The sequence below is a fragment of the Gammaproteobacteria bacterium genome (assembly GCA_019911805.1).
Classification (GTDB): domain Bacteria; phylum Pseudomonadota; class Gammaproteobacteria; order Thiohalobacterales; family Thiohalobacteraceae; genus JAHJQQ01.
The window spans coordinates 1-8,434 of record JAIOJV010000082.1 but is presented as its reverse complement, the minus strand read 5'-3'; the positions used below and the strand labels follow the sequence as shown (position 1 = coordinate 8,434).

7 protein-coding genes are annotated in these 8,434 nt (G+C 64.2%); 4 read left to right on the top strand and 3 right to left on the bottom strand.

The features are described 5' to 3' along the window. Positions 1–61: 61 nt before the first annotated feature. Positions 62–1,141: an HD domain-containing protein gene (locus K8I04_10810; protein MBZ0072200.1), complete on the bottom strand. Its 1,080-nt coding sequence runs from the start codon at positions 1,139–1,141 to the stop codon at positions 62–64. A 236-nt stretch (positions 1,142–1,377) separates the two neighbouring features. Between K8I04_10810 and K8I04_10805 the strand changes: the two genes are divergently transcribed. Further along, positions 1,378–1,593, top strand: a complete 216-nt coding sequence (locus K8I04_10805) for a DUF2970 domain-containing protein (protein MBZ0072199.1) — start codon at positions 1,378–1,380, stop codon at positions 1,591–1,593. Positions 1,594–1,612: 19 nt separating this feature from the next. Here K8I04_10805 and corA read toward each other — a convergent pair whose 3' ends face one another. Together corA and K8I04_10795 are read right to left on the bottom strand one after the other, a co-directional pair. Continuing rightward, complete coding sequence (corA, locus tag K8I04_10800) at positions 1,613–2,686, bottom strand: magnesium/cobalt transporter CorA (GenBank protein MBZ0072198.1); 1,074 nt, start codon at positions 2,684–2,686, stop codon at positions 1,613–1,615. Positions 2,687–2,825: 139 nt separating this feature from the next. After that, on the bottom strand, positions 2,826–4,634 hold the full coding sequence (locus tag K8I04_10795) for a SulP family inorganic anion transporter (protein ID MBZ0072197.1): 1,809 nt from the start codon (positions 4,632–4,634) through the stop codon (positions 2,826–2,828). 567 nt (positions 4,635–5,201) lie between these two features. Between K8I04_10795 and K8I04_10790 the strand changes: the two genes are divergently transcribed. The 3 genes from K8I04_10790 to K8I04_10780 form a co-directional block, all read left to right on the top strand. Next, a complete protein-coding gene (locus K8I04_10790; protein ID MBZ0072196.1) occupies positions 5,202–6,683 on the top strand; it encodes a HAMP domain-containing histidine kinase in 1,482 nt (493 codons plus the stop codon). Next, positions 6,680–8,044 (top strand): sigma-54 dependent transcriptional regulator, encoded by a 1,365-nt coding sequence (locus K8I04_10785; protein MBZ0072195.1) that lies wholly within the window; start codon positions 6,680–6,682, stop codon positions 8,042–8,044. The genes K8I04_10790 and K8I04_10785 overlap by 4 nt, the downstream gene beginning before the upstream one ends. 89 nt (positions 8,045–8,133) lie before the next feature. Next, a partial coding sequence (locus tag K8I04_10780; protein MBZ0072194.1) for a hypothetical protein occupies positions 8,134–8,434 on the top strand: 301 nt, incomplete at its 3' end.

Below are 8,434 nucleotides of genomic sequence, written 5' to 3'. Positions count from 1 at the left end.
CCCGAATCCCGAATCCCGAATCCCGAATCCCGAATCCCGAATCCCGAATCCCGAATCCCGGCTACGCCGTCTCCCGCCCGTCCTGGTTGCTATGGAGATCGGCCGGGTCGCAGAGCAAATCTTGGATCCTGACGACCCGGTCCATCTGTGCCTGGAAGACATCCAGGCACTGCGGGTCGAAATGCCGGCCGCGCTTGCGGGCCATGAAGGTGATGGCGTCCTCGGCGGTCCAGGGACGCTTGTAGGGGCGGGCCGAGGTCAGTGCATCGTAGACGTCGGCGACCGCGACGATGCGTGCCGCGAGAGGGATGGCGTCGCCCCGCAGCCCATACGGGTAGCCACTGCCATTGAAATGTTCGTGGTGCGCCAGCGCGATCACTGCGCCCATCTGCAGATAGGGCGAGGGGCTGTCCTTGAGGATCTCGTAGCCGATCAGGGTGTGGCGTTGCATGCGGGTGAACTCGTGCTCGGGGAGTCTCCCGGGCTTGAGCAGGATCTCGTCGGGGATGCCGATCTTGCCGATATCGTGCATGGGTGCGGCCAGTTCGATGACGTTGCATTCGTCCCGGGAGAGGCCGAGTCCTGCGGCGATGAGGCGTGCGTACTTCGCCATACGGATGACGTGATTACCGGTGATCTCGTCGCGGTACTCGCCGCACTTCGCCAGCCGCAGCAACGTCTCCTGCTCACGTACGCGGATGGCGCCGACGGCCTCGTCGACCTGGCGCTCCAGCCAGCGGGCGCGGTCGCGGATGATGCGGTGTTGTTCATACTGGGTGAGCAGGTTGCGGCAGCGGGCGCGGCATTCCAATGCGTCGACCGGGCGGATGAGCGAATCGGTGGCGCCGGCCTCCAGGGCCGCGTAGCGCGCATCGCGCTGTTCCTGGGCCGTGACGATCACCACCGGCAGGTGGGTGCAGCCCGGCAGGGCGCGCAGGCGGCGGATGAAGTCGATGCCATCGCTGCCTGCCTGTCCACAGTCGACCAGCACCAGGTCGGCTGGATGCCAGCCCAGCCAGCGCAGAGCGTCGTGGGGCGAGGCGAAGGCCTCCACCTGGATGAAGCTGTCGAAGCCGTGGGCGAGTTCCGTGAGCCGTTGGCGGCTCGCGGCCTGTTCATCGATGACTAGGACAGTCGCCATGCAAAGCTCCGATACCTGGGGGATTCTTCGGGTCCGAGCGCATCCCTGGCAGACCAAAAATATGTCGACGTCCCTGTCAGTGCAGCCCATCCCTGGGTGAAACGGCGCTGAGGCCGATAACGCCTTGCGGCATTTTGTGTTATTACGGTGCCAAGGCACGCAGGACAAGCTATCGGCGCGGCGTGGCCCGACTTAAGTCGTTGATCTGGCGAAAGCGAAAACCGGGGAGGGCAGACATGGCAGGGGAGTCGGGTAAGGGGCAGTCCCTGGGGCGGGTGTTCGGCGGTGTACTGGCGGGTATGTTCGGCGTGCGCAGCGGCCGCGCCCGCCGCGAAGATTTCACCCAGGGTCGGCCCTGGGTGTATGTCGTGGCCGGTCTGGTGGTGACCGCCGCCTTCGTGCTGACGGTGTGGTTCGCCGTGCAGATGGTGTTGAGGTCCGCGGGGGTGTGAGCGGTCGCGGCCGCTGGCGTCAAAGCCAGTTGCGGCGCCGGAAAAAGTACAGCAGTCCCACGACGACCGCGATCATCACCAGCCAGATCAGCGGATAGCCGTAATACCAATGCAGCTCGGGCATGGCCCAGGGACTCGTCGGGTGGCTGAAATTCATCCCATAGACACCGACGATGAAGGTCAGCGGAATGAAGATGGTGGCGATGATGGTCAGTACCCGCATGACCTCGTTGGTGCGGTGGCTGATAGTCGACAGATACACGTCCAGCATGCTTGCGGTCATGTCGCGATAGGTCTCCAGCAGGTCCATGATCTGCACGGTGTGGTCGTAGCAGTCGCGCAGATAGAGGCGCGTCTCATTGTTGATCCGCTCGTGTTCCTCGCGCAGCAAGGCATTGATGACCTCGCGCTGCGGCCACAGGCTGCGGCGCAGCAGCAGGAGTTCGCGCTTCAGATGGTGGATGCGCCCGAGCGTCTCCTGATCGGGGTCACCCAGCAGTTCCGTCTCGAGATCCTCGAGGGACTCGCCGATGGTCTCGAACATCGGGAAGCCGGCGTCGATGATCACGTCCAGCAGCGTGTAGAGCAGGTAATCCGCACCGCGATTGCGGAACCGCCCCTTGGACGCGCGCAGCCGGCGGCGCACCGGCTCGAACGGATCATTGGCCGAGTTGCAGATGCTGATGACGTGGTCCTGACCGAAGAACAGGCTGATCTGCCTGACGGAGACATTGCCGTTGCTGAACTCCGGCAGATTCACCGCGATGAAGTCCCGGTCGTCATAGCTGTCCAGCTTGGGGCGCTGCCCCGCATTCAGGACGTCCTCCAATGCCAACGGGTGCAGCTCGAACAGTTTACCGAGGCTGCGTAGCGTATCCGCCGGCACGTCGCCCTGCACATGGATCCAGGTGATGGATTGTCGTTCCAGATAGGGTCGGCAGTCGGCGGCGTCCGCGAGGTCCCGTTCGACGAACTCGTCGGCGGTGTAGTCGATCAGGCTGATGTGGACCCGGCTCGGCGTCTCCGCTGGCCGCTCCACCAGGGTGCCGGGCGCGGTCCCCGGTGGATGGTAACCCTTGTTGAAGAAACCCACGCGGCGATCCCCTGTGGCCCGACGGCCGGCATTGCGGCTTGCCGTGGGAACGATACCAGAACAGGCGGGTGTTGTTGATAGGCAGTGGTTTGGATCCGGGTTGCCGGCATACCGCCGGGTTGCCGGCACGCCGCCGGGTTCAGGCCGCCGCGCTCTCGGCGTTGGCCCGCCGGCGCGCCTCCTTCAGATTGTTGCGTGCCAGCACGTGGCACTCCAGGAATACACGCGCCTCGCAGCGGCTGCAGATGTCGCGGCTGAGGCGCTCGAAGATGTCGGACATGGCGTCGTACTTGGAGACAAACACGTTCCCGTGTCCCAATTCCTCCGTGAACCCACCACGTTCCAGGAATTCGCGCACCGGTTCCTTCAGCCCGCTCAGATACAGTCCACCGCCCAGGGCGCGCCGGCGCTTGGATTCGGCAACCAGGGCCTCGGCCCCGGCCGCATCGATGAAATTGATACCGTTGGCGACGATGAGGATGTGCCGCTGGCCGGGTGATTCCTCGCCGAACTTCTGCAACTTCTCGGCCACGTGGTTGACCGCGCCGAAGAACAACGAACCGTCGATGCGTACCACCTTGAGTTGCGGGCAGGCGGCGAGCGGCTTGTGGGCGATGTTGGTAAGCTTACGCTTGCTGTCGTCCGGATCCGGTACCAGCTCGACGATACGCGGTTTGGAGGTGCGGTTCAGGTACAGCGTCAGCGACAGGAACACGCCCAGATAGATGGCGAATTCCAGTTCCAGGAACAGGGTTGCGAAAAAGGTCGTGGCCAACACTGCCACCTCGGACGGGCCGAGCCGCAGCAGCTTGCGGATGTGATGGAAGTCGATCAGGTTGTAGGCCACCATCAGGATCACCCCGCCCATGGCCGGGATCGGCAGATAGGCGGTCAGCGGTGCGATGGTCACCAGGATCACGGCGAGCAGTCCGGCGGCGAAGATCGCTGCCAGCGGCGTGCGCGCGCCGACCTGGAAGTTGATGCCCGAACGCGTGAAGCTGCCCGAGCCGGCGTAGCTGGAGAAGAAGCTGCCGACCACATTCGAGAGGCCCTGGCCGATGAACTCCTGGTTGCCGTCGATGCGCTGGTGCGAGCGCGTGGCGATGGCGCGCGCGATGGACACCGCCTCGATCAGTCCGAGCAAGGCGATGGCGAAGGCGTTCGATGCGAGGCTCTTGATGGTCGCCCGGCTGAAGTCCGGTGAAGACAGCGGCGGCAGCTGTGCCGGCAGCTGACCGACCAGGGACACCCCGTGCTGGGCGCCGTCCAGGCCCAGGCTGAGCAGGCTGCCGATGATCATGGCCAGCAGCATTCCTGGCCACCGTGGCCGGTATTTTCTGAGCAGAATGGCGCTGACCAGCGTCGTGCCGGCGACCGCCAGCACATAGACATTGGTGTCCCACAGATGGCTGCCCAGATGCAGCCAGGTGTGCAGGAAATCACTGCCCGAGGGCAGCCCGATACCGAGTACATGCTTCACCTGACTGGTGGCGATCAGCACCGCCGCGCCCGCGGTGAAGCCCACCACCACCGAGTGCGACACGAAATTCACCAGGGCACCGAGACGCGCCAGCCCGAAGGCCAGCTGCACGGCGCCGGCCATGAAGGTCAGGGTCAGGGCGAGGCGCACGAAATCCGCGGAGCCGGGCTCGGCGAGTGGGCTGATGGCGGCGAACACCACGATGGAGATCGCCGTCGTCGGGCCCGACACCAGATGCCGCGACGAGCCGAACAAGGCTGCGATCACGGGCGTGATGATGGCGGTGTAGAGGCCGTATTCCGGCGGCAGGCCGGCGATCATGGCGAAGGCGACGCCCTGTGGCAGCACGATCACGGCACCGGTGAGGCCGGCGATCAGATCGGCGCGCAATGTCTCGCGGTTGACCAGTGGCCACCAGTTGAGAAAGGGGAACAGGTTGCGGAGCGTGAAGCGGATGATTTCGGTCATGGGTCTCCAGTTGCAGGTTGCATCGTGCTCGTCCGGGCGCGGTCGCGGCCGGCGGGGCGAGCGTGCGGTGTGTAAACGCCGGTCTGGCGGCGGTGATCGTCGCGGGTGTCAGCAGGAGAGGGCTTGGCCGCCGGGGGCCGGCGGTGTGTCCGTGTCCGTGTGTCGGGCTGTCCGCTCTTCCCGGGGTGCCGGAGTCGCCGGACGCTGGGCCATAGCGGGCAACCAGCCGTGAAGATATTCACCCTGCTGGGCAGCCGAGAAACCTGCCCCGGCACGGCGGGAAATTTCCAGGAAGGCGTCACGCAAACGGATCATACGAAACCTGCTTGAATATTAGAATCTCTTTGATTCCTTAATCAGCTTCCATGCCAAGTTTTAACTTGTTGTTTTAACTTATATTATTCTGTCTGTTGTTGTTTTGGGTGTTGCATCTTGCAACAGTGTGTTTGGCCTCCATTCCCATCAAAGCAGCGATTCCTCTGCCTGGTCCAACGTCATAATGGCGTTCAACAGCCGTGTTGCACATCCGAACGGTGGTGTTGCATACTGCAACGATCGTGAGGGCCTATGCGCAGTCTCCGCCGCAAGATCACTGCCGGGTATTACCTGTTCGCGGTCAGCATGATCGTGTTGGCGGTGTTCGCCTATGCGAGCCTGCGCTTCCTGGAGGAGCGGCTGGACTGGGGTGATGCGATCTCCACATTTCTGGACACCACCCTCGAGATGCGGCGGTTTGAGAAGAATTACTTCCTCTACGGGGTGCCAGGGGATGCCGCTGCCGCGCGTGACTACGCCCGACAGATCCAGGACCTGCTGCGGGACCACAGCGTGGCCTTCCGCCAGCTTGCGACGGCGGCCGAACTCGCACGGATAGGGGATCGCCTGCGGCGCTACGATGACCAGATCGCCCGGTTGCAACGGGCCGGGATCGGTCGGCCGGAGGCGGTGGACGCCGAACAGACCCTGCGCGAGCTGGGCCACGACCTCTCCAGGGTCGCGGAACGTTTCAACGCCGATGAACGCGCCGCCATGCGCGCACTTCTCAATGGTGCACGCGTCACCCTGGTGGGCGCCCTGGCGGCGGTGACCGTCGTGAGCCTGTTCCTGGCGTATTTCCTGTCGCGCGCGGTGGCCTGGCCGCTGCGCGAGCTGGAGCGGGACGTGGCCGCGGTCGGGCAAGGGCGCCTGAATGCGCTGCCGGCACGTTCCGGTGACCGAGAGCTCATGCGCTTCACCGAGGCCTTCAATCGCACGCTGCACGAGCTCGAGCAACGCCGCCGGCATCTGCTGCAGTCCGAAAAGCTCGCCAGCCTGGGTACCCTGGTAGCGGGTGTCGCGCACGAACTCAACAACCCCCTCTCCAACATCTCGACGACCAACCAGCTGCTGCAGGAGGAGCTGGACGCCGCCGATCATGCGCAGATCTGCGCCTGGCTGCAGGATATCGACGAGCAGACCGAGCGTGCCCGGCGTATCGTCGCCACGCTGCTCGACTCCGCACGCGACAGCCCCTACAGCACCGCGCCGACCCGGCTGCGCAATGTCCTGGACAAGAGCGTGGCCCTGGTCGGTAGCCGTGGCCCGCAAGGTGTCGCGGTCGTGGTCGACGTCGCCGGCGATCCGGTCATCGATGCCGATGCGCAGAAGCTGCAGCAGGTCTTCATCAACCTCATCGGTAACGCTCTCGAAGCGGGCGGACGGCAGATACAGGTGCGCTGTGTGGCGCGACACGCCCAGCTGGAGGGTCCGCCACTCGATGCCTACGTCTGGACACGCTCACCGACAACCATGGACCTCGAGGATAACGCCGTCTTCATCAGTGTGGTCGACGACGGCCCTGGTATTCCTGCCGAGATACTGTCCAAGGTGTTCGATCCCTTCTTCACCACCAAGGATGTCGGGCATGGCTCCGGTCTTGGCCTCCACGTGGTCAAGGAGATCATCGAGCGGCACGGCGGCTGCATCGGTGTCGTCAGCCAGCCGGGCGAGGGTAGCCGCTTCATGGTGTTGCTGCCGCGCCGCCAGCCGCGGGTGGGAAATGCCGCATGAGCACGCCACCGATCACCACAGAACCGACACGTGTGCTGGTAGTCGACGATGAGGCGACCGCCGTGCGCAATCTCGTCTATGCGCTCGGCAAGGAGGGCTACGAGGTCGAGGGGCGGCACGGCGGCACCGCGGCGCTGGAGGTGTTGGACGCAGAGCGCTTCGACGTCGTGCTCACCGACCTGCGCATGGAAAAGGTCGATGGCATGCAGGTGCTGCGGCGGGCGCGCGAACGGTATCCCGACGTTGCCGTGATCGTCCTCACCGGCTACGCGACTGTCACGTCCGCGGTGGATGCGATGAAGGAGGGTGCGTTTCATTACATCACCAAGCCGTTCCGGCTGGACGAGGTTCGACACGTGGTACGCGAGGCCGCGGAGCTGAGCCGACTACGGCGTGAAAACCGTGAATTGCGCGCCGCCGTCGAGGGCTATCAGGGCGGGGAGGCCATCATCACCCGCGATCTGGTGATGCAGCGGCTGTTGGAAACGGCACGCCAGGCGGCGGTGGCCGATTGCAACATCTTCATCACCGGCGAGAGTGGTACCGGCAAGGAACTGCTGGCGCGCTACGTGCACACCCACAGTCCGCGCCGCAACGGCCCATTCGTCGCCCTCAACTGCGGGGCCTTCGCCGAAGAACTGCTGTCGAACGAACTGTTCGGGCATGTCAAGGGTGCGTATACCGGTGCGGATTCCGATCGCAGAGGCCTGATCGAGACGGCCGCGGGTGGCACGCTGTTCCTCGACGAGGTCACGGAGATGTCCCAGGCCATGCAGGTGAAGCTGCTGCGCGTGGTGCAGGAACACGAGTTTTTGCGTATCGGGGCCACCACACCCACCCAGGTGGACGTGCGCTATCTGGCGGCCAGCAACCGTGAACTCAAGGCCGCGGTGGATGCGGGTGTCTTCCGCAGTGATCTCTATTACCGGCTCAATGTCGTCAACCTGCATGTCCCGCCATTACGCGAACGCCGCGACGACATCGCCCTGCTGGCACAGCATTTCCTGAAGAAGTCCGCGCAGTCCATGCACCGCCCGGTCACCGAACTCGATCCTGCGGCGCTGGCCGCGCTGCAGGTCTACGGGTTTCCGGGCAACGTGCGTGAGCTGGAGAACGCCATCGCGCGCGGTGTCGCGCTGGCTGGCGACCACGTCCTGCGGCTGGAACACCTGCCCGAGGACCTGCGCGGCGTGCCCGGTCATAGCGGCGTCATCCTGCCGACGCTGGCGGCGCAGGAGGCCGAATACATCCGCTGGGTGCTCGGCCAGACCAGGGACAACCGCACCCAGGCCGCCCAGATCCTCGGCATCGACCGGGTGTCGCTGTGGCGCAAGCTGAAGAAATACGGCATGGCGGAGTAGACGCACACAATGGCTGCGCCACCTGGTGCGGGCGTGCCGGTAGCGTATCAATACAGCGACAGCCCGAGCGTTTCGCACAATTCTTGTAGGTGCATACTTACATCTTTTTTACCGATATCCGTCCAGAATCATCTCAGCTGTGGGGTACGGAAACCCTCGGCCTTTGCTGCCGTATTTTGAGAGGGAACGCCATGTTCAATCCATTTGTGAATACATCTATCTCAGCTGGATTTCTGACGCTGATACTGGCCACTCCGGCGGACGCCGCATTGATCGGTGGCGACTGGCAGACGACCGGTGACGGCTTGATGATCAGGGACACGACCACGAATCTCGAATGGCTGAAACTCACCGAAACTGCCGGTATGAGCTATGGGGGCGTCTCCGGTC